This window comes from Limnobacter sp. UBA7229 (assembly GCF_002473065.1).
In the GTDB taxonomy this organism is placed as follows: Bacteria; Pseudomonadota; Gammaproteobacteria; order Burkholderiales; family Burkholderiaceae_B; genus Limnobacter; species Limnobacter profundi.
In genome coordinates, this window is record NZ_DKTN01000017.1 from 25561 (window position 1) to 47417 (window position 21857).

Below are 21857 nucleotides of genomic sequence, written 5' to 3' on the forward strand. Positions count from 1 at the left end.
TCTTGAAAAATACTTAAGACACCATTGTAGCAAGGCTGGCCTGTGCGCGAATCAGTTTGCGAATTTCAGGCACGCACGAACCACATTGGGTGCCGCATTTCAGGCTGCCTTGCAAACCACTAAGCAATTGGTTTTCGTCGGCGCACAGGTTTGAACCGGGACTTTTTGCACAGGCAATTGCAATGCCCGCCTGTATGGCCTGTTCAGACACACCCACGCAGTTGCACACCATGCGCACTGCCTCGGTTTGCACGCCTGGAGGCTGGCTTGCGGGTGCGAGCAGAAAGCTGCGCAAGGGCATGACATCAAGCTGCTGGTCGAAATAATTGCGCAACCAGCCTTCTGATTCAATATTGCCAGCGAGGAACACTTTATTCAGCGTGGCAGTTTGGCCTTGTGGCGAGGTTTGAACTTTCACGCCAATGCGGCGGCGTGCGTCGGTTTTCGGGTCGGAATACACCATGACATCGCCGCCCTCGCATTCAAACAAAGCTTGCAGGCGATCAATCACTTCCTTGGCAGGTGCCTGTGCACTGGCTGCGCGAAACAGCACACCGGTCTGCTCGCGGCCCACGGGCACGCACACCGCCGCATCAAATTCGGCATACAGCGCACGGGCCTTCTGCCACAGGCCAAGCCAATGTTCACTATAGACAAACACAACCACCTGCCAGGGCAAGTGCACACGTTGAATGTTCACAGCGGAATGCTTCAGTTCCGGTTGTTTGGAATAGGGGTCGAACGCTTCAATGGTGAGCGCATTCACACCACCCACACCCGATTTTCCACCGAAAAATTCTGGTCCCCAATGCATGGGCAACACGGCTTGGTTTCGCGCAACCGACTCATCCTCTTTCGCGCGCAAGGTGATGGTGGCGCGGCGAGACTTCACCGACACCCAGCTTTGTGGCTTCAGGTTCAGGCGCTTGAAATCGGTCGGGTGCAAGGCGATTGCAGGCTCGGCTTCATGCGAGAAAAATTCAGCCAGAGTGCCGGTGCGGCTTGCGCCATGCCACTGGTCGCGCAAACGCCCTGTGTTCAAGCGCCATGGAAAGCGCGCATCAGCCTCTTCGGCCACAGGTTCATAATTGGCAAATACAAACTTGGCCCTGCCTGTGGCGGTGGGATAAACCCCATCTTCGTACAGGCGGGCTTTGCCTTCAGCTACTCCCTCGGGCATGGGCCACTGTTGCGGCCCCCTTGTCTCCAACACCGAATAGCTTAAACCAGTGATGTCGAGATCACGGCCACGTGTGGTTTCGCGGTGCTCATTGAAAATTTCTTCAGTGCTGGTGTAGGGCATGAATGCGTCGGCCGTGTTGTGAAGGCGCGGGCTTTCCACACCCAGCTTTTGTAACTCCACTTCCAGCCGCCTTGCAAACTCCACCACAATTTGCCAATCGTTTTTTGAATCCGCATAGGCAGGCATGGCAGGCCGCACGCGGCTGATGCGCCTTTCGCTGTTTGTGACCGTGCCTTCTTTTTCACCCCAAGTGGTTGCTGGCAATAACACATCGGCATACTGCACAGTGGCTGGCGTTAAATAGGCATCTTGCACCACCACCAGCTCGGCGTTTTGCAAAGCACGTGCCACTTTCTGCGAATTGGGCAATGAATGCGCGGGGTTGGTACACGCCACCCAAACAGCTTTTATTTTGCCTTGCTCCAGTTGATCAAACATTTCAACTGCGCTGGCACCCGGTGTGGCACTGATTTGCTTCACACCCCAAAATGCAGCCACCTCAGCCACATGCGCTGGGTTATTCAATTCACGGTGTGCAGGCAGCAAGGTAGACAAACCACCCACTTCGCGGCCACCCATGGCATTGGGCTGGCCTGTGAGCGAAAACGGGCCTGAACCTTCTTTGCCGATTTGCCCTGTGGCCAGGTGCAAAGCAATCAGCGATGTGTTTTTGTCGGTTCCGGTGGTGGCCTGGTTCAACCCTTGGCAATACAGGGAGAGTGTCCTGTTGCTTTGGGCGAACCAGGTGGCGGCAGTCACAATGTCGCCTTCCGGAACTCCGCACACACTGGCTGCCAGCTTGGGCGTGTAATCAACCAAGCCTTTGGCCACTGCGTCGAAGCCTTCTGTGTGTTTGTTGATGTAGGCCATGTCAAGCCAACCGTTTTGCATCATCACGTGCAACATGGCGTTGAACAACATCACATCGGTGCCAGGCTGAATTTTCAAATGCAAATCAGCCATGAGCGCGGTGTCGGTTGCGCGTGGGTCGACCACAATCAATTTGTGGCCGGGCTTGGCAGCGCGCGCAGCTTCAAGCCTGCGGTAAGCCACTGGGTGCGCATACGCCATGTTGGAACCGGCGATAAACACGCAATCGGCCAGGGCCAAATCGTCGTAGTTGCAAGGTGGCGCATCAGCACCCAGCGTGCGTTTGTAACCGCTCACAGCGCTGCTCATGCACAGGCGTGAATTTGTGTCGATGTTGTTGGTGCCAATCAAACCTTTGGCAAGTTTGTTGAACACGTAATAGTCTTCGGTCAGCAATTGGCCGCTGATATAAAAGCCAACGCTGTCGGGTCCATAGGTGGAAATCAATCGCGCAAACTCGCGCGCGGTGAAATCAAGCGCGGTGTTCCAGTCGGTGGGGGCGACTTGCTGGTCGCGCTGAATGCGCAGCAAAGGTTGGCTTGCACGCACTTGCCCGTACACATTCACCGTGGCCGTTTCAGCCAGCTTGCTGCCTTTGCTGCACAGCTTGCCAAGGTTGGCCGGGTGTGTTTCGTCGCCCTTCACATCAATAATTTTTCCGCCTTGCGTGCGCACCACCACACCACAACCCACCCCGCAATACGGGCAGGTTGTTTTAGTGTTTTGAATGGCTTGCAGCAGTTCGGTCATTGGCTTCTTTTCCGAAAAATCAAATGCCGTGGTTCTTTACTTCACTGGCTTTCAAGTGCACGCGGCCATCGACCACCTGCACGGTGAACTTGGCGGTGCAACCTTCGTCGGGTTCACGTGCGCAGCCATCGGCCAAACCAATTTGCCAGTTGTGCAAAGGGCAGGTGACCGTGGTGCCGTGTACGATGCCTTGGCTCAAGGGGCCTTTTTTATGCGGGCATTCATCCAGCAAGGCAAACACCTGTTCTTCACTGTTGCGAAAAACCGCGATGTCTTGCCCTGTGGGGCGGCGCACAATGCGTGATCCCAACACGGGGATGTCTTCCACCGCGCAAATGTCAATCCATTCCATTTGAATTTCCTTCTGTTCCTCAAGTAGTGATGCCGACATTAGACCACCTCCGCCAGCTTGATTGGAATGAACTGGCGCAAATCAACCTGCGCTTCTTTGGGCTTGTGCCATGGGTCTTCTTCAATGGCCAGTGCTGCTTGCAGTTCGGCCCACAAGGCGTTGCGATTGGCGACATCATCGACCACGCGGGCCTTGGCGTGCTCAAGACCCACGCGCTCGAGGTAATGCACCGTGCGCTCCAGATACCAGCCTTCTTTGCGGTACAACTGCAGGAATGCACCACTCACTGCCATCACTTCATCGGAAGTTTTAACGCGGCACAAGAACTGGGCCACTTCGGTTTTAATGCCACCATTGCCGCCCACATAAATTTCCCAACCAGAATCCACTCCAATCACACCGACATCTTTGATGCCGCTTTCAGCGCAGTTTCGCGGGCAACCCGACACAGCCAGTTTCACCTTGTGGGGTGCATACATTTTGAACAAACCACGTTCAAGATCTTTGCCCATTTGCGTGCTGTCTTGCGTGCCAAAGCGGCACCATTCGCTTCCCACACAGGTTTTTACTGTGCGCAAACCTTTGGCATAAGCGTGACCGCTGGGCATGTCGAGGTCTTTCCACACGTCTTGCAAATCTTCTTTTTTCACACCCAGCAAATCGATGCGCTGGCCACCTGTTACCTTCACAGTGGGAATGTTGTACTTGTCGACCACATCAGCGATGCGGCGCAGTTCAGCGGCGGTTGTTTCACCACCCCACATGCGTGGCACCACCGAATAGGTTTTGTCTTTTTGAATATTGGCATGTGCGCGTTCATTGATGAAGCGGCTTTGTGGATCGTCCACTGCCTCGCCGGGCCAGGAGCTGATGAGGTAATAATTCACAGCCGGCCGACAACTCGCACAGCCATTGGGCGTGCGCCAGTTCATGGTCGCGAACACTTCTTCCTTGGTGGTCAAGTGATGCTTGAAAATTGCATCGCGAACCACTTGGTGGCCGTGGTCTGTACAGCCACACATGGGTTTTGTTTTCGGCGTGGCGGAATAATCAGCGCCCGCCGTGCTCATCAAAATCTGTTCACACAAACCTGTGCATGAACCGCAGCTTGCGCTGGCCTTGGTGTGCTTGCGCACTTCTTCAATGGTGAACAAACCTTTGGTTTTAATTGCCTGAACAATGGTGCCTTTGCACACACCGTTGCAACCGCACACTTCATCCGTGTCGGCCATTTTGCTGGCTTGGTTTTGCCCTTCATGGCCAGTGTCGCCAATGTTGTTCTGGCCGAACATCAGCTTCTCGCGAATTTCCTTGATGGCCTTGCCTTCACGCATCAACTTGAAATACCAGGAACCATCTACCGTGTCGCCGTACAGGCAGGCGCCAACCAGTTTGTCTTCTTTAATAACCAGCTTTTTGTACACGCCACCAATGGGATCGGAAAGCAGCAATTCCTCGCAACCTTCACCACCCATGAAGTTGCCAGCAGAGAACAAATCAACGCCAGTCACTTTCAATTTGGTGGAGGTAACAGACCCCTCATAGCGGCCAATGCCGAACTGCGCGAGGTGGTTGGCACACACTTTGGCTTGCTCAAACAAAGGGGCCACCAAACCGTAAGCAATACCACGGTGGCTGGCACATTCGCCCACAGAATAAATTTTGGGGTCGGTGATGGTTTGCATGGTGTCGCTAACCACCACACCACGATTGCACAGCAGGCCGCTGCTGGCGGCAAGCTTGTCGTTCGGGCGAATACCCACCGCCATCACGACCAAATCAGCATCGTGAATTTCACCATCGGCAAATTCAATTTGTGCAACACGGCCATCGGGCCCGGCATGCAAAGCCTTGGTGTTTTTCGCGAGTAAAAATTTGAGCCCTTTGGCTTCCAGGCTTTTCTGCAACAGGCCCGCTGCAGTGGGGTCAAGCTGGCGTTCCATTAACCAGGTGGGCAAATGCACCACGCTCACGTCCATGCCCTGAATGGCCAGACCGTTTGCGGCCTCAAGGCCCAGCAGGCCGCCACCGATTACGATTGCTTTCTTGTAATGCTTTGCAGCTTCCAGCATGGCTTCGGTGTCTGCAATGTCGCGATAGCCGATCACGCCGGGCAAGGTTGAGCCGGGCACTGGCAAAATGAAGGAATTGGAGCCTGTGGCCAACAGCAAGCGGTCGTATGGCGCAGCAGTGCCGTCGGCACATTTCACCACGCGTTTCACACGATCGATCTCAGTGACCTCTCGGCCCACGTGCAGGGTGATGTTGTTGCTGGTGTACCAGTCCCAATCATTGAGCACGATTTCTTCGAACTTCTGCTCTCCAGCCAATACCGGCGAAAGCATGATCCGGTTGTAATTGGGATGCGGTTCTGCGCCAAACACGGTAATTTCATACAGCTCGGGGGCAAGCTTTATTAGCTCCTCAACCACCCGGATACCGGCCATGCCGTTACCAATCACCACCAGCTTCTGTTTTTTGACGGACATCAGCATATATTCAATCCCAATTTACCAAAAAAAAACGGCCCCCGGCTGCACGAAGCAGCACGGACGCCGTTGTCCAACTCCCGTGGTCACTTTCGTAACCGTGGGAGACCTGTCAATCCACCTGCAGATCGCCGCCGTTGACGACCTACGCCCCTATCAATGCAAGGGGCGTGCCAGCCGATTCAATGTGGTTTTGCACCACAAAGAGGCTGATTCCGGTGAAATGGGGGAGTATTGGACGGGCTGGCTGGCACCCAACTAGTGCAGCGCACCATTCTGTGTAGAACAGTGCGCTGGTTTGTTACAGCGTACAAAAACCGGTTGGGTCTTGAACTTGATTGGGTAAGGCCACGCTGGCACTGACTGTAACAGGCACGGGCAAGCGGTTGAAACTACTGACAAAAACAGGGTTGTAGCCCTGAATGGTCAAGGTGAGCGAATCGCCTTCCAACAATTGAACCGAGATACCCGGCAACTCGATTGCTTTCTCGCCATAGCCTTTCAACGGCGTAATTTGATCGTGCAACACGGTTTGGGTACCGTCGGCACGCTTAAGCCCAAGGCCCACATACACAATGGGCGCCTCCGGCGAAGCCGGGCCAACTGGCTCTACTTTCACAGTGGCTTTGGGCGTGCCCACGAAACAACCGGGCAAGTTCGCATTGTTCAATTCAACATACACGGGTTGGGCCAACTGCGCTGCCTGTGTTGAGGTTAAACCAGAAAACAGACCTGCCACGCCCGCCGCCACCTGCGTGGGTGCAGTAAACGCCGAGGCTGCGCGTACACCTTCCAGTTTTGGGCGGTTGGATGAATTGGACTTCACCTCAACTGCGGTGGGGTCATTTCTGCTGTCTTCAAGAACTGAAGCAATTTCGGGCAAGGGCACTGGGTCGAACCCCAGGTAATCCGCAGACCTGGATTGCCTGCCGCCCACCAAATGCTGGGCGAGGAACTGGAACATCATGTTTTTCAGCGGAATAACGCAACGGCCTGTTTCAGCATCCCAGTTGGCGGCGGGGCAGGTATTGCGTGTGGTTTTCAGCCAGATGAGGCTTTCATTGAAGGCATATTTGGCGCCTGTGCCTTCCAGCGCCATATTGGGGTCTTGCTGCACGCCCAAAGCATTGAGCAAGTGCCCGTATTTGACGAACAACAATTTCGCATCGGCATTCACCTTGCGATAGCACTCAAAGTTTTGAATTGCTTCATTCAGGTTAAACAACACATCAGTAGCACCTTGAACAAAAAAGGCAGGCACATCTGATTTCAGGTTCATGCCTCTGGGCAAGTTTGCAGACAAGTCGCAGTAGGAAACGGAGCCTTGCGAGCCCAATCGCTTTGCGATTTCCTCCGACACCACACCGGTGGTGTTGGCCTGCGCCAAACCCTCAAACAGGAAAGGATCGTAGCGCCCACGGTTGCTTTGCAAACCACCGGCCACCAAACCGTTGAGGTACGTGGTTTTGGGCACACCGCCGGGGTTCAGGCTGTAGCGCAAGTCGTACCAGGTGCCGTTGGGCACCATGGCATCAATTCGGGGATCAAGCCCGCTGCCAATCAATTGAAAAGCACCACCATAACTGCGACCAATGGTGCCTACCACCGGGTTCAATGTCCCGGCCTTGCTGCGGTAACCCAGATTGGGCAAATTGGCTTCGGCCCAATCCAGGATGGTTTTTAAGTCTTTGCCCTCAAATTCAGGATCAAGAATGGTGACATTGCCACCGGTGTCGCCGTGACCGCGCTGATCATAAGAAATCACGTACCAGCCTGCACGCCCGGCGATCGGTTCTTTTTCGTTGTAGGCCACTTGCAGAGTGTCTACACCAATTTCGGAGGTTTGTTGGGCCTCGTCGAAATCAAGCGTTGCAGCGCGGTTGCCGCCAAAGCCGTGGGAGTGCAACAACAGGGGAGTAGCCTCGCCCGCATCCAACTCCGGAAAATAGACAGTTAACGCCAAATCTGTGCCGTCAAATGCCGGGATGACGACCTGCTCAACACGTGCGGCATGGCCTGTGGCCGTTTGCTGGCTTTTGACCCGCAACGGCATTTCAGTTTCAGAAGGGCTAAGGCCACCACCGCCGATTGAGCCTGTATTGCCAACCCTTGCCTGGTCAGTTTCCGACAGGCAACCCGCAAGCCCAACTACCAACAGCAGTGGCCCCAGCAGTCTGCTTACACTGATCAACATTAAGTGTCTCCGATTTGTAATGTTTTGACTATTACTAGCACTTGAAGCCTTTCAGATTCAATTGCTTATCGAAGCCACGCTAAAATAAAGAGTTGATTCCATTCTGGCCGCCTGAAGTGACTTCTGCTGCAAATTCTCCGAAAATCGTGCTTGGTTTTGAAAGCTCCTGTGACGAAACTGGCGTAGCACTGTGCACCACCGATGGCCGCATTCTTGGGCAAGCACTGTATTCTCAAATTGCAATGCACAAGGACTACGGCGGCGTGGTGCCCGAACTGGCTTCACGCGATCACATTCGCCGCCTGATTCCGCTGATGGATGAAACCTTTGAACAAGCCGGCATTGCCTTACAGGATGTTGATGCCATCGCCGTAACCACAGGCCCCGGTTTGCCAGGCGCGCTGATGGCAGGTTGCGCCTTTGCCTACAGCCTGGCGATGGGTTTGAACTTGCCTGTAATTCCTGTGCACCACCTGGAGGGGCACTTGCTGTCACCTTTGCTTTCTTCGAACCCACCTGCCTTTCCTTTCACCGCGCTGTTGGTCAGTGGCGGGCACACGCAACTGATGGGTGTGGAAGGCCTGGGACGTTACGCCCTGCTGGGTGAAACGTTGGACGATGCGGCTGGCGAAGCGTTTGACAAAACCGCAAAAATGATCGGCCTGCCTTACCCAGGTGGCCCGGCATTATCAAGACTGGCAGAAAGTGGAAATGCGGAACGCTTCAAACTGCCCCGGCCCATGCTGCACAGTGGCGATTTCATGTTCAGTTTTTCTGGCCTTAAAACCGCAGTACTGACCACCGCCATGAAACTGGCAGGGGTTAGCCAACCTTCTGAAACCATGGTGATCAGCGACACCGACAAAACTGACCTCGCAGCCAGTTTTCAAGCGGCCATTGTGGAAACCCTGGTGAAGAAAGCCTTGGCAGCTTGCCTACAGCAAGACCACAAGCGCTTGGTTGTGGCCGGTGGCGTGGGTGCCAATCAATTGCTAAGAGAACAATTGGTGAAAGCGGCGCGCAAACGTGGTGTGGAAGTTTACTTCCCCGAGCTAAGCTTGTGCACCGACAATGGTGCGATGATTGCTTTTGCAGGTGCCATGCAACTGGCCATGAACCCAGCGCTGCTGGATGCGCGGGATTACGGCATGCGCACTCGCCCCAGGTGCGAACTGGCCACCCCGATGGAAATTTAAAATGGAAATTTAAATTGAACCCATCGACAGCAAATGCCACTGACTGTGTTTACCGTTTCGCCTCTTGCAGCACCCATGATAAATGCATCTGAATGCCCCATTTGCTACGAAATACCTTCCCCAAAGAACAATCCAGAAATTGAACTTTGCAACAACCAGCACACTGCGTGCACAAATTGCGCACGCAAATTGGCCAATCAGGCGATTGCACAGGGCATGGACCCGCGTTGTATGATGTGCCGGGCACCAATTACCGCAAGCAATATTCTCGTTAATCCAATAGACGCCGCGCTTCACCGCTTGCGCGAGGAACCATCCAACCCCAACTATTGGGCACAACTTGGTTTGACCTTGGGCACCGATGAACATGTAATTTTCCAGGGTAAAGCGTATTCCAAACAAAGGTGTTTTAACAAAGCCGCAAAGCTGAGTGCCTAGAAACTCGGGCAAGCACCAATTACCATAGGGGTTCTGAAAAAGGTATTCTTTAAAGCTGTCAAAGAGGTACCCCCTATGAATGCGCCCACCGAAGACTTTGTACTGAATGCCGCCCAGCGCGCAGAAGTAATCGCAGGACTGAACCAGATTCTGCCCGCACACGCAGTTTTGCATGAAGTTGAAGACACCAAACCCTATGAATGCGATGGCCTGAGCCTGTTTCGGCAGCTGCCCATGGTGGTGGCCTTGCCGGAAACAGAAGATCAAGTCGTTCAAATCCTGAAACTGGCCAATCGCCTGAATGTTCCGGTGGTTGCTCGTGGCGCGGGCACTGGTTTGTCTGGCGGTGCACAGCCCCACAAGCACGGCATTCTTCTGGGCATGGCCAAGTTCAACAAAATCCTGAAAGTGGATGTGCAATCGCGCAGCGCTGTGGTGCAGCCTGGTGTTCGCAACCTGGCCATTTCCGAGGCCGTGGCCCAACACCAGCTTTACTACGCACCCGACCCCTCCAGCCAAATTGCCTGCACCATTGGCGGCAATGTGGCCGAGAATAGTGGTGGCGTGCATTGCCTGAAGTACGGCCTTACCGTGCACAACGTGTTAAAGGTGCGCGCCATTACCATTGAAGGCGAAATCGTTGAGTTCGGATCTGAAGCACCCGATGCTCCCGGCCTTGAATTGATGAATTTGGTGATTGGCTCTGAAGGCATGCTGGCTGTGGTTACTGAAGTCACCGTAAAACTGGTGCCCAAACCCGCACTGGCACAGGTCATTATGGCCAGCTTTGACGATGTAGCCAACGCAGGCAATGCCGTGGCTGCCGTGATTGCTGCCGGCATTATTCCCGCTGGCCTCGAGATGATGGACAAACGCGCCAGCCAAATGGTTGAGCCTTTCGTGAAAGCCGGTTACGACACTGAAGCCGAAGCCATTTTGCTGCTTGAAAGCGATGGCACCCCGGAAGAAGTGGCCGAAGAAATTGCGGAAATGACCCGCGTGCTGAACGGCTGCGGTGCCACGGCCATCAAGGTGTCGCAAAGCGAAGCTGAGCGCCTGAAGTTTTGGGCGGGGCGCAAGAATGCATTTCCTGCTGCTGGCCGCGTGTCACCCGACTATTATTGCATGGACGGTACCATTCCCCGCAGAAGCCTGGCCCGTGTACTCAACGCCATCACCGAGATGGAAAAGAAATACGACATGCGCTGTGCCAACGTGTTTCATGCAGGCGACGGCAATTTGCACCCCCTGATTCTGTTTGATGCCAACAAGCCAGAGGAAATTAAACGCGCCGAAGACTTCGGTGCCGAAATCCTGGAACTGTGCGTGGAAGTAGGGGGCACCGTGACCGGCGAACACGGCGTGGGTATCGAGAAAATCAACCAGATGTGCGTGCAATTTTCACGTGCTGAACTGGATGCATTTTTCGCAGTTAAAAAAGCCTTCGACGAACCTGGTTTGCTCAACCCTGGCAAGGCCATTCCAACCCTGCACCGTTGCGCTGAATATGGCCGTATGCATGTGCATGGTGGCCAAGTGCCTTTTGCAGACCTGCCCCGCTTTTAAAAGAACGAGACCATGAGCGACTTTATCGACGACCTGTGTAAGCAGGTGGAACTGGCTGCACGCAACAACACGCAAATTCGCCCGGTGGGTGGCGGCACCAAAAACTTTTACGGTGGCCCCTTGCAAGGCATTGAGGTGGACATGCGCCAATGGGCTGGCATTGTGGAGTACGAGCCAACGGAATTGGTAATCACGGTAAAACCAGGCACGCCGCTGGCTGAAGTGGAAGCGGCACTGGCTGCGCAAAAACAGGAATTGGCATTTGAGCCACCAAGATTCGGCGCCGCTGGTACCATTGGCGGCGCAATCGCCAGCGGCCTGGCTGGTCCAGCGCGTTTAAGCAAAGGTGGCGTAAAAGACTATGTGCTCGGCTGTACCCTTTTGGATGGCAAAAGCCAACTGCTGCACTTTGGCGGCGTGGTGATGAAAAACGTGGCCGGTTACGATGTATCCCGGGTTATTCCCGGCAGCATGGGCACGCTGGGCATTGTCACTGAACTGTCGATCAAGGTCATGCCGGTTGCACCCGCTGAAGCCACCCTGCAGTTCGAGATGGACGTCAACAAAGCCATTTCGCAAAGCAATGAATGGTTGTCCAAACCCTTGCCCATTTCGGCCACATTCTTTGAGAATGGCAAGCTGACTGTGCGCCTGCGTGGTGCCAGCGCCGCGGTGCAGGCCGCCATTAAAAACATGGGTGGACAGGAAATTGAGGTGCAGCAGGCACAAGCCTTCTGGACCAGCGTACGCGACCAGCAACATGAATTTTTCAGCCGCGAAGGTGATTTGTGGCGCTTGGCCGTGCCACCCACCACAGTAGATTTGGCCATGCATGGTCAAAGTGTGCATGAATGGGGCAGTGGTTTGCGCTGGTTCCGTGCAGATGACTCTTCTGCTGTAAATGCCGAACAAATTCGCGCAATGGCCAAACGCGTAGGCGGCCATGCCACTTTGTACCGAACTGCCAACGAAGCTGCGCGCGTTCACGCATTCCAGCAACCCGATGCGGTGATGCTGAAACTACAGCGTCGCCTGAAAGAACAATTCGACCCGGCTGGTGTGTTCAGCATCAACCGCCTGTCACCTATTTTGTAAGCAGAGCCCATGGACACCCAACTCGCAGACTGGATCAAAGACACCCCCGATGGCATCGCCGCCGACGCCATTTTGCGCAAGTGCGTGCACTGCGGTTTTTGCACAGCCACCTGCCCAACTTACCAAATACTGGGCGACGAACTGGACAGCCCACGCGGTCGTATTTACTTGATCAAGCAAGTGCTTGAAGGCAAGCAGGTAACCCGCAAAACCCAGCAACACCTGGACCGTTGCCTCACCTGCCGCAACTGCGAAACCACCTGCCCTTCCGGCGTGAAATATGGCCAGTTGATCGACATTGGCCGCAAAATCGTAGACGAGCGCGTAGAGCGCCCCATGGCTGAAAAACTGACCCGCGAAAGCCTGAAAATGCTCATGACCAACCGCCCCATGTTCACTGCGGGCATGGCCATGGGCAAGGCTGTGCGCGGCATACTGCCCGAAAGCATCAAGAAAAAAGTGCCTGCCAAGCGCGCCACCCTGCCATTTGCCAACACCGCACACACACGCAAAGTGATTTTGCTGAAAGGCTGCGTGCAGCCTGCAATGATGCCGTCGATTGACTCTGCAACATCGGTAATCCTCAATGCGCTGGGCATTCAAAGCATGGTGGTACAGGAATCAGGCTGCTGTGGTGCCGTGAAGTTTCACCTGAACGACCATGCGGGTGGACTTGCACAAATGAAAACCAATATTGATGCCTGGTATTCACTGCTACAAAGCGGCGAGGCTGAAGCCTTGGTGATGAATGCATCAGGCTGCGGCGTAACCGTGCGTGAATATGCACATCACTTTGAGAACGACAAGGAATACGCCGCCAAAGCCAAAATGGTTAGCGACAAAACTCTGGACATTGGCGAGTTCATCACCCGACAAAACGCCGACGGGCTGGCACGCCTTGGAACCAGAGTAAAGGCAGCCATTGAACAGCAACGCATTCCAGGCACCATTGCATTTCACCCACCGTGCACATTGCAACATGGCCAACAAATCAAGGGCGTGATTGAAAATGTGTTGACTACTCTTGGCTTCAAACTAACTCCAGTTGCGGACTCCCATTTGTGCTGCGGATCAGCGGGCACCTATTCAGTATTGCAACCCGAACTGTCCAAAGAACTGAAGAAACGCAAGCTGGCCAATCTGATGGCGGGCAAACCACAAGCAATAGCATCTGCCAACATTGGCTGTTTGGGTCATTTGGAAAGTGATGCCACTGTGGATGTTCGCCACTGGGTAGAGTGGGTGGCGCAAGCAGTTTAAATGGAACTGACATTCTTGCAATTTCACTAAGGTGTCCTTTTACCTTTTGAAAACGCAATTTAGTCACCATGAACCCAACCCAATTTACCAGTGCACCGCCCATTCAACACATGAGTTACAACGCTTCAGCGGGCACCGACCCCCTCCAGGGTAGTGGGCTGGTTGCTGCTGCCCGCCGACAAGCCTCACAAATTTTTGAATCTGAAGGGATTAATGTTGTTCAAGAGATTGTGAGCAAATGCAACGCCATTGAAAACCAGATGTTTCGTGGTGTTCCCGTTGCTACGCGAATGGCCTTGGGGGAATTTCTGGTGAGTCGCAGAATAACAAACCCCGGGGATTTGACGACACGTCAGGAAAATCTTTGCGCATGGGTGATGCTTGAACACACAGCTTTAAATCCGAGTCAAAAACTGTCTTTCAATCAACTGCAAAGCTTTGCGAAAAAGCCAGCTCAGTTAGACATTGCGACGAAGATTGCCAGTCAATTGTCATTGACACAGGAACGCTTCACCCGTTGATCACTTCCGGCAAATCACCTGCCTACGGCTGTAGTAGCCAGGGTGCGAGGGCACCACTGGCATCATCATGTCTGCACCGTCAATGCTGCGAAGCACATCCTCGGTGCAGGCAGTAACACCCAAACTGGCCAGCCATTTGGTCGCAGCCTCGTCAGCATCCAGTTCAAATTGACGGTTCATTGCATGCAGTTTTTCCATGGTGGCCGGGTTGCGTTCAATCGCATCAAAAGCCATGTCGGGTGTAGGCTGGCCAGCCAGTTCCATGGCTTTAGAGCCCAATTTTTTCTGATGCTCCAGGTGCACATGGGCGTACTCATGGGCGATCACAAACAACACGCCATCGGGTGTTAAGCGGTTCAAGAAGTCAGGATCCATGGTCAGCAGCGCGCCCTCGATGCGGTCTGACACGTAGGCCCTGCTCCAGGTTTTTGTCAGCTCAACCTCAAGCTTCATATTAGGCACTGTTTTACCCAACTGAACAATTGCATGGTCGATGTCAGTGCGGGTTGCCGCCTGTGCGCTTGAGTAAAACAAGGCAAAGCCCAGACAGGTGATCCATACAAACCGCAAGACTTCGACCCACACACGCCACATACTCCACTCCAACTTCGAGCAACATTACTGCTTAAGTGTAATCACGACATCGGCGCCATGCAATTGGCTAGAAACCGAATGGCTTCAGGCCGCTTGCAAACTGTATGGCGTCAAGGGGGCGCGAACTGGTCAAGGCATGGGTTTCAACCACCAGCGATTCAAACATGGGGCGCTGATCTTCGGTCAACTCAGCGCCGTCAAACTGAATGAACGGATCGGTCCCACCCTTGATCGTCGCCAACAAAGCCATTTCAAGTACGGAGCCTGGCAAATTCACATGATCCGAAGTAGACAACCAAGCGGCTGCCTTGCTGCGATTCTCCATGCCACCTTCCAACCACAAACACGCGCGACGCAAAGCATTGGTCAAACCGGTCATCGCCTCGGGATTTTCTTGAGCCCATGCACGGGTACAACCCAAGACTTTTTCTGGGGCCTTGGGCCACAAACCATTCGATGTCGCCACAATAGTGCCCAAACCCTCATTCACTGCCAAGGAATTGTAGGGTTCTCCAACACAAAAGGCGTCAATCAAACCCGCTTGCAATGAACCCACCATGCGGATCGGCGGTACCACTTCAAAGCGCACATCCTGATCCGGGTCAACATCGTTCAAGCGCAACCAACGGCGCAGCTGCAGGGTGTGCATCGAAAACGGGAACACCGTGCCGAATACCATCACACGCTCACCCCGGGATTTTGCCGCACGCAAGGCTGAGCCAAGGGTTTCACCCTCGACCAGCCCGGATATCAACGCCGCCAAGGCCTTGCTGACCGTAATCGCGTTGCCACTTCGATTCAACACCAATGGTGCCAATACATCTTTTTTGGGAGAACCACCCAAACCCAACTGAAGAGCGATAGCCATGGGCGAAAGCATGTGTGCCGCATCAATTTCACCGTAGGCGAGCTTGTCGCGTAGCGTAGCCCAAGACGCCTGCTTGATAAGTTCTACAGTCAAATTCTCCGCCTCGAAGAAACCCGTTTTCTGGGCCACCACAAACGGCGCAGAATCAGTCAAGGCGATCACGCCAATGCGAATTTCCTGTTGCATTACAAGCCACCTCCGCCCAACATTTCAAACACCTCAATCACGTTGCGGGCAGTGTCAACCAAACGCTGATTACGCTCCATGGCAAGCTTGCGCATGGCGTGGTAGGCCTCGTCTTCATTAAAATTGCGGTGCTTCATCAACAGGCCTTTGGCTTTGTCAATCAGCTTGCGGTCTGCAAGTTGATCCCGGGTTTTCTGCAACTCGTTTTTTAGCGCCTGAAACTCACGAAAACGCGCCACCGCCACCTGCACAATGGGTCGAACCCGATCCGGGTTCATGCCGTCGGCCACGTAGGCACTCACGCCAGCCTTGATGGCGCTGGCAATCGTCTCTTCGTTGTCTTCATCCGAAAACATGATGACCGGCTTGGGATTGCTACGCGACAACACGGCCATGTTTTCCAGGCAATCGCGATCGGGCGAGTCGATGTCCACAATCACGATGTCGGGTTGGGACACCGCCACATGCTCAACCAAACGATCAGCAGAACTGAGACGGGACACCAACACATAACCTGCATCAAGCAAGGCGCGTTCCAGTATGGCAGCGCGGCCTGGTTCTTCGTCGACCAAGAGTACTTTCAGTGGAGGTGTGGCGGCTTTGCCGGTTTTGCTATTGACCATGAACAGGTTTACTCATTCCTCAAGGAGCAAGGCGGGACATTGCCCATGAATCACCTTGCAAGGTGTAGGCCAGGCGATCGTGAAGTCGCGATGGACGGCCCTGCCAAAACTCAAAAAAATCGGGCACCAAACGGTAACCGCCCCAAAATGGTGGCCGCGTTTGCGGGTCACCCTGCTGTTCTTCCTGAGCCTGACGCACCCTGGCTTCAAGCACAGCACGGGAATCGATTACCTGGCTTTGCGGCGAAGCCCAAGCACCCAATCTGCTACCTGCCGGTCGAGACAGGTAATAGGCATCAGACTCTTCGGGACTGCACTTCTCTACCCGCCCCTCGATCCGCACCTGTCGCTCCAGTTCTGTCCAGTGGAACAGAATGGCTGCATGCGGGTTCTGCGCCAACTCCTGGCCCTTGCGGCTTTCATAATTGGTGAAAAACGTAATGCCGCGCGCATCCAGCCCCTTGATCAACACAATACGGGCCGAGGGTCGCCCCTTTGCATTGACCGTCGCAAGTGTCATGGCATTGGGTTCGGGCAAATCCGCAGTCAAAGCCTGGTCAAACCAAAGCTTGAAGAAGTCGAGTGGATTGGCCAGGGCGTCGGCTTCGTCCAGTGTGGCTTGGGTGTAGTCTTTTCGAAGATCAGCGATCGACATAAAACAAAACTCCTGGGTGCTGCTAAAGGTATCATGACCTTTATTTTCACATGCAGACAGCACCACAATGAAGAGCAATGCCGATCTCATCGACGAATTCTGCACCACTTTGTGGCTTGAAGAAGGATTGGCCAAAGCCACACTGCAGGCTTACCGCAGCGACTTGCAACAACTGGGAAACTGGCTGGACGAACAGTTTGCGGAAAACCTGCTGCAAACCAGCAGTGAACACATCCGCAACCATGTACACGACCTGCTGGAATTAAAGCCCAGCAGCCTGAACAGAAAACTAAGCAGCTACAAACGTTTTTATTTGTGGCTGAATACCACCAAGCAACGCGAAGACAATCCCTGCACCCAACTGCAAAGTGCCAAACGCGGCTTGCGCATTCCCAAAACCCTGAGCGAGAAACAAGTACTGGACCTGCTAGCCGCACCCGACCTGAGCAACGCTGCAGGGCAGCGCGACAAGGCTATGCTTGAATTCATGTACGCCAGCGGCCTGCGGGTCAGTGAACTGGTGAACATGCCCTTGCGCGCCATTGACCTGAATGTTGGAGCAGTGAAGGTGCTGGGCAAAGGCAAGAAAGAACGCTTGGTGCCCATGGGCGAACCTGCAAGGCTGGCGATTCAGCTGTATTTGCAGCAGGCCCGTGGTGAGTTGTTGAAGGGGAAAACCAGCGACTTTTTATTCGTAACCCACTTTGGAACACCGATGACACGGCAAGGCTTCTGGAAAAACGTAAAGCGCCTGGCCTTGATTGCTGGAATCAACACCACAGTCAGCCCCCACGTGTTGCGGCACGCATTTGCCACGCATTTGATCAACCACGGCGCCGATCTGCGTGTGGTGCAGTTGTTGCTGGGCCACGCTGACATTGGCACCACCCAGATTTACACCCATGTGGCCAAAGAACACCTGCACACCTTGCTCAATCAAAGCCACCCACGATCAAAAAGTCGCTAAAATCGACGCCAAAGCCCAACAACAAGGAGACACTTTTGCTTAATTTTGCCGCTGGCCTGCTGATCGCCTATTTGATTGGTTCTATTTCATTCGCAGTGGTTGTTTCCAAATTCGTGGGTTTGGCCGACCCACGCACTTACGGCTCAAAAAATCCTGGCGCCACGAATGTGCTGCGAAGCGGCAACAAAAAAGCAGCCGTGCTGACTTTGTTGGGTGATGCCTTGAAAGGCACGCTCGCCGTGGCCTTGGCCTTCCATTTTCAAGACCAATTGGGTTACAGCCGCACCGACATTGCCTGGATTGGATTGGCTGCATTCATCGGCCATTTGTATCCGGTTTTTTTCAAGTTTGAAGGCGGCAAAGGCGTTGCCACCGCCCTGGGCGTACTGCTTGGTTTGAACTGGGTACTGGGCCTGGCCACCGCCATTACCTGGATTGTAATTGCCTACTTCTTCCGCTATTCCTCGTTGGCAGCCCTGATCGCCGCGCTGTTTGCTGTGTTTTACAACGTACTGCTGTTCGGAATTAATGGACAGGCTGCTGCAATCACGATTATGTCCGCATTGCTCATCTATCGACACAAGCAGAACATTGCCAATTTGATTGCAGGCAAAGAAAGCAAAATTGGGCAGAAGAAAAGTTAAGCACCAATATTGCTTTCTTGCTCTGTTTACTTAAGCGGCTGCTGGTTTCTGATAAAACTGCCAGTGGCCGGTATTGCCGGTTCCGTCGTATCGAAGTGTTGGCCAAGTGTCAGGATGGCCTTGTTGATCAACTGAAAAATTCTCGGGCAAATAAATATCAGGAGCATCGCCGTTTCCGTTTCTTATTACCACCGGTAGGCTCAAGGCGTTCAAAAATGCCGCACCGAAATCACCTTCTGCCTGTACCTCACGCTTCGCTTCAAGGGCCTGCAAAGTGGCTCGCGCATCACTTGACCAAGCCTTTGCCTGCTTTTTGGCAATTCCGATCATCAAGTTAACTTGCTTATTCTCAAGCGCAGGATTGTTTATCATGCCGCTTAAGGGAGCCTTCGTGGTTTGATCATAAATTTCCTGAATCTCGCTTGTGGTCAGATCGCTGCCAATTTGTGATACGCGTGTTGTAAAGTCCTCTTTGGACAACGCCTGTGCTGCCCCCCCCCATGCAGATCGCAACCAGCAACGATTCTTGTCTGGCGCCACGTTCTGCAAAACTCGCGTATTAAGGTCAGCCAATTCAGTAGTCAAAACATGCCCTCGAGTAATGTCGAGCAGCAATGGTGTTAACTCTTTCATTTTAGAGACGATATCTGACGGGATATCTTTGACCTCCGAGGCAATATGCGCAGAAATGGCTGCCATTGCACTGCGGTTCTCATGGTATTTCTTGACCTCAACTTCGCTGGGTGGACTCGCACCCTCGGGGTAATTTGTGAGAAACACCCGTTCATAATCTTTTTGCAGAATGTGCAGTTGCTTGGTTCTTGGTTGACCTGCATGGTTCAACACCTTGCCCCACATGGCCACAACCCACTGATTATTAGATAATTTATTGGTGGCTTCCACACGGAAAGAGGTTGCTGCTGCCCCGCTACGCGCCGGAACAACTGTCGGTGCGGACTCGGGCGTGGAAGATTGCGAACCCGACAAGGGATTGCCTACAAACTGACTCAGCTTGGTGTGGACGAAACCAGGAATTTCATTGGTTTGAGATGCGGACAAACCGATGACCGTGGGAGCTTGTTTGCCCTTTGAAACAGGCGCCCAGGCTTTCTGTAAAAAGTCACCGGTGCGCTTCAATTCAATAATCATTCGGGGACTCAACGGGTCTTTCAATTCAACATTCAAGGAACGGCCGTCCAGGTAAGAGATCAATGCTTTTGCGTTCGCGCTCGAACCCGGCTCTTTCTCGGCCAAAGCCATCAGATCCCGCTTCATCTGGGCTACCTGCACCACATTCACGGGGCTTCGAATGGCCTGACACATGCGCTCTTTCTGGTTGATTTGACCGACGTAGGCTCGGAATGCAGACCAACCCTCACGCACCAGTCTTCCACCCGCCAAGTTAATGAAATTACCTGTTGAAGCCTTCGCTTGCCGGAAGAAACCTTTACGCGCCTTGCTGGCAAGATCAGCCGAAATTTGACGCGCTGAAGCCAGAGAATTTGCGGCCCCGCCCGCCCCGGCTCGTTCGGTGAGCCACTGCCCCGCCTGTTGATGGAAGTCATTCAAAGTACGTTTGAAGGCGATCATTGAGCGGGGGTCAAGCGGCTTCTCCTTGGTCGATGCCGCCACTTCTGCCTCAAACTTCTTTAGAATGCCAACGAAGCGAGTCACTTCGTCGCCATGAATCGTCAACAGGTCATTGGGAAGAGCGGCAATAATCAAAGACGATGCCTCTACGGCGTGCTGTGGTGTAATCACTGCATGCTCAAGACTAACTGGTTTGCCATTGCGAAATAGCTCCCGCTGCAACACTTCGGACACATGACCGAGCAAAGTAAGGCGCACACCGATGTGTTCTTCCGGATTGCGAGCAAATTTGCCAGTAGGCGTAATAAACCATTTTTTCAGCCCACTCAACCCTGACTCCACTTTATAAGCCAGCGAAGGCGCATCCAGTGAAAGCGTCTCGGTATTGAACCCGGCAGCGACCAAGTTAATGGCCGCCAAATGATGCACATGCTTTCGCCCCTCAGGACGACTCATGAAGTTGAGCACATCATTGACACTTTTTTCTTCGTTGGCCCTCAGCGCGCCGCCCAAAGCAGCCAAGAACGAACGCTTGTCACCCCGAGATGTAGTGGGTGTGGGATTGCCTTCGTTTTGAAAAAGATTCAGATCAGAGCCAAACTCAGCCAAACGGTGACTCAGGGTCAGAGCTCGAGGCGCAACATGATTACCTGAGCCAGAGTTACCCAGAAGAAGGGCCTGGTTCAAACTGCAACCGTTTTCAATGGAGGGGGATTCCTTGCCATTGGCCAACATCGCCAGATTGAACGGTAAATCCTTAACATCCGACCGATTAACTGCAACGCGTGCACCCAATTCTTCGATTGCGCGCAAATCGACACCGGCCAACTCCACATCATGCTCAATATCCTCAAATTGTTTCCTCAATTTCTTGAGGTCGCCAAGCGCATCATTCACGTGGTCGATCTGGGTTCGAAGTTGAGACACTTCACCTGCGCGCCCCTCCTTTTTTGCAACATCCAAATCACTTTTAAGTTTGTCTAAGCTCTGATTGTGTTGATTATTCAGTTCGCTTAATTTCTTAGAGAAGGCCTCCAGTTTAGCCACCTGACTATTCACTTTAGGCTGCAATTCGGGCAACGTTACATTGATCACGTGCGAAGAACGTTCTTGGATATGTTTGTAACCCGCTTGTGCAGATTGCGCTGCTTCACGCAGTTGTGATCCGTCACGGACCTTGGTCAACCAAAGTTTGGCATACTTCCCCTCGAGTGTTTTGGTCGGAGAAAGTGCATCAAGTGTGGAACGCATAACCCGCTGTTCATCAAGCAACTTGCCTTGTTTTCGATTGCTGACTTCGACATGACGAAGTTCGCCAACCAGACCCTGTTTTCTCGCTTCAACAACCTTTTTCAACAATTCTGTTGATGTTCTAAGTTTTTCAAATACGGTAGTCACCGCTTTGATATCAGACAAAGCATCAATCGCCGCGAGCTCTGCATTGAGTTCTGCCTGAACTGTTTTTTGTTGTTTTTCAGTTTCAAGCTGCTTTTTAAGCTTGACTACTTTGCCCGAGAGTCCGTCCTGGCTGGCGACCTGCTGCACCACCTCGGAAATGGACTGACTTTTCGAGCCAAAATAGCTAAGAGGATTCAACCAACTCCAAACACTGCCGGATTTAACTTCAGGTTGTGGCGATGACGGCAAAGAAGATGTCGAAGTGTGGCGGGTTGGGGTAGCCGTCCCTCCTGACGTTGCAGGCGCTGGGGATGGCGAAACTATTGAGGAACCCGCTGGTGTTGCTGCTGGTGTTGCT

General features: G+C 53.4%; 18 protein-coding genes. 9 read left to right on the top strand and 9 right to left on the bottom strand.

The features are described 5' to 3' along the window. Positions 1-13 precede the first annotated feature (13 nt). From B4C79_RS09830 to nirB, 3 genes are read right to left on the bottom strand one after another with little or no spacing between them, the layout of a single operon-like run. Positions 14-2863: a nitrate reductase gene (locus B4C79_RS09830; protein WP_171100458.1), complete on the bottom strand. Its 2850-nt coding sequence runs from the start codon at positions 2861-2863 to the stop codon at positions 14-16. 19 nt (positions 2864-2882) lie between these two features. After that, on the bottom strand, positions 2883-3254 hold the full coding sequence (gene nirD / locus B4C79_RS09835) for a nitrite reductase small subunit NirD (protein ID WP_105027196.1): 372 nt from the start codon (positions 3252-3254) through the stop codon (positions 2883-2885). Next, entirely contained in the window at positions 3254-5710 is a 2457-nt protein-coding gene (gene nirB / locus B4C79_RS09840; protein WP_105027197.1) for a nitrite reductase large subunit NirB, read from the bottom strand. Before nirB ends, nirD begins: the two co-directional genes overlap by 1 nt. A gap of 76 nt (positions 5711-5786) precedes the next feature. Here nirB and B4C79_RS09845 point away from each other — a divergent pair, with 76 nt between their 5' ends. After that, entirely contained in the window at positions 5787-5966 is a 180-nt protein-coding gene (locus B4C79_RS09845) for a hypothetical protein (protein ID WP_171100462.1), read from the top strand. A gap of 39 nt (positions 5967-6005) precedes the next feature. On the opposite strand, the gene B4C79_RS09850 is transcribed toward B4C79_RS09845, so the two are convergent. After that, on the bottom strand, positions 6006-7898 hold the full coding sequence (locus B4C79_RS09850; protein WP_291742973.1) for an alpha/beta hydrolase: 1893 nt from the start codon (positions 7896-7898) through the stop codon (positions 6006-6008). Between the two features lie 116 nt (positions 7899-8014). On the opposite strand from B4C79_RS09850, the gene tsaD reads away from it, so the two are divergent. The 6 genes from tsaD (at position 8015) to B4C79_RS09880 (ending at position 13974) form a co-directional block, all read left to right on the top strand. Further along, complete coding sequence (gene tsaD, locus B4C79_RS09855) at positions 8015-9094, top strand: tRNA (adenosine(37)-N6)-threonylcarbamoyltransferase complex transferase subunit TsaD (protein ID WP_291742970.1); 1080 nt, start codon at positions 8015-8017, stop codon at positions 9092-9094. Positions 9095-9169: 75 nt separating this feature from the next. Next, the gene (locus tag B4C79_RS09860) at positions 9170-9532 is read left to right on the top strand and encodes an RING-HC finger protein (protein ID WP_291751455.1); all 363 of its coding nucleotides are present in this window, start codon (positions 9170-9172) and stop codon (positions 9530-9532) included. A 75-nt stretch (positions 9533-9607) separates the two neighbouring features. Next, positions 9608-11098 carry an FAD-linked oxidase C-terminal domain-containing protein gene (locus tag B4C79_RS09865; RefSeq protein WP_291751457.1) on the top strand — a complete coding sequence of 497 codons (1491 nt, stop codon included), beginning with the start codon at positions 9608-9610 and terminating at the stop codon, positions 11096-11098. A 12-nt stretch (positions 11099-11110) separates the two neighbouring features. Then, the gene (glcE, locus tag B4C79_RS09870; protein WP_291740403.1) at positions 11111-12193 is read left to right on the top strand and encodes a glycolate oxidase subunit GlcE; all 1083 of its coding nucleotides are present in this window, start codon (positions 11111-11113) and stop codon (positions 12191-12193) included. Positions 12194-12202: 9 nt separating this feature from the next. Continuing rightward, a complete protein-coding gene (glcF, locus tag B4C79_RS09875; RefSeq protein WP_291740405.1) occupies positions 12203-13453 on the top strand; it encodes a glycolate oxidase subunit GlcF in 1251 nt (416 codons plus the stop codon). Between the two features lie 68 nt (positions 13454-13521). Continuing rightward, the gene (locus tag B4C79_RS09880; RefSeq protein ID WP_105027202.1) at positions 13522-13974 is read left to right on the top strand and encodes a hypothetical protein; all 453 of its coding nucleotides are present in this window, start codon (positions 13522-13524) and stop codon (positions 13972-13974) included. Here B4C79_RS09880 and B4C79_RS09885 read toward each other — a convergent pair whose 3' ends face one another. The 4 genes from B4C79_RS09885 to pdxH all read right to left on the bottom strand — a co-directional run bounded on the left by B4C79_RS09885 (position 13975) and on the right by pdxH (position 16900). After that, positions 13975-14568, bottom strand: coding sequence for a M48 family metalloprotease (locus tag B4C79_RS09885; protein WP_291740407.1), 594 nt, complete (start codon positions 14566-14568; stop codon positions 13975-13977). 67 nt (positions 14569-14635) lie between these two features. Continuing rightward, on the bottom strand, positions 14636-15622 hold the full coding sequence (locus tag B4C79_RS09890) for a CmpA/NrtA family ABC transporter substrate-binding protein (RefSeq protein WP_291751459.1): 987 nt from the start codon (positions 15620-15622) through the stop codon (positions 14636-14638). Continuing rightward, positions 15622-16245 (bottom strand): ANTAR domain-containing response regulator, encoded by a 624-nt coding sequence (locus B4C79_RS09895; RefSeq protein ID WP_105027205.1) that lies wholly within the window; start codon positions 16243-16245, stop codon positions 15622-15624. The genes B4C79_RS09890 and B4C79_RS09895 overlap by 1 nt, the downstream gene beginning before the upstream one ends. Positions 16246-16264: 19 nt before the next feature. Continuing rightward, a complete protein-coding gene (gene pdxH / locus B4C79_RS09900) occupies positions 16265-16900 on the bottom strand; it encodes a pyridoxamine 5'-phosphate oxidase (protein ID WP_105029697.1) in 636 nt (211 codons plus the stop codon). Between the two features lie 67 nt (positions 16901-16967). Between pdxH and xerD the strand changes: the two genes are divergently transcribed. After that, positions 16968-17867: a site-specific tyrosine recombinase XerD gene (xerD, locus tag B4C79_RS09905; RefSeq protein WP_171100481.1), complete on the top strand. Its 900-nt coding sequence runs from the start codon at positions 16968-16970 to the stop codon at positions 17865-17867. A gap of 35 nt (positions 17868-17902) precedes the next feature. Next, a complete protein-coding gene (plsY, locus tag B4C79_RS09910) occupies positions 17903-18511 on the top strand; it encodes a glycerol-3-phosphate 1-O-acyltransferase PlsY (protein WP_105027207.1) in 609 nt (202 codons plus the stop codon). A gap of 30 nt (positions 18512-18541) precedes the next feature. On the opposite strand, the gene B4C79_RS09915 is transcribed toward plsY, so the two are convergent. Then, positions 18542-21697, bottom strand: coding sequence for a hypothetical protein (locus B4C79_RS09915; protein ID WP_291740726.1), 3156 nt, complete (start codon positions 21695-21697; stop codon positions 18542-18544). Positions 21698-21857 lie beyond the last annotated feature (160 nt).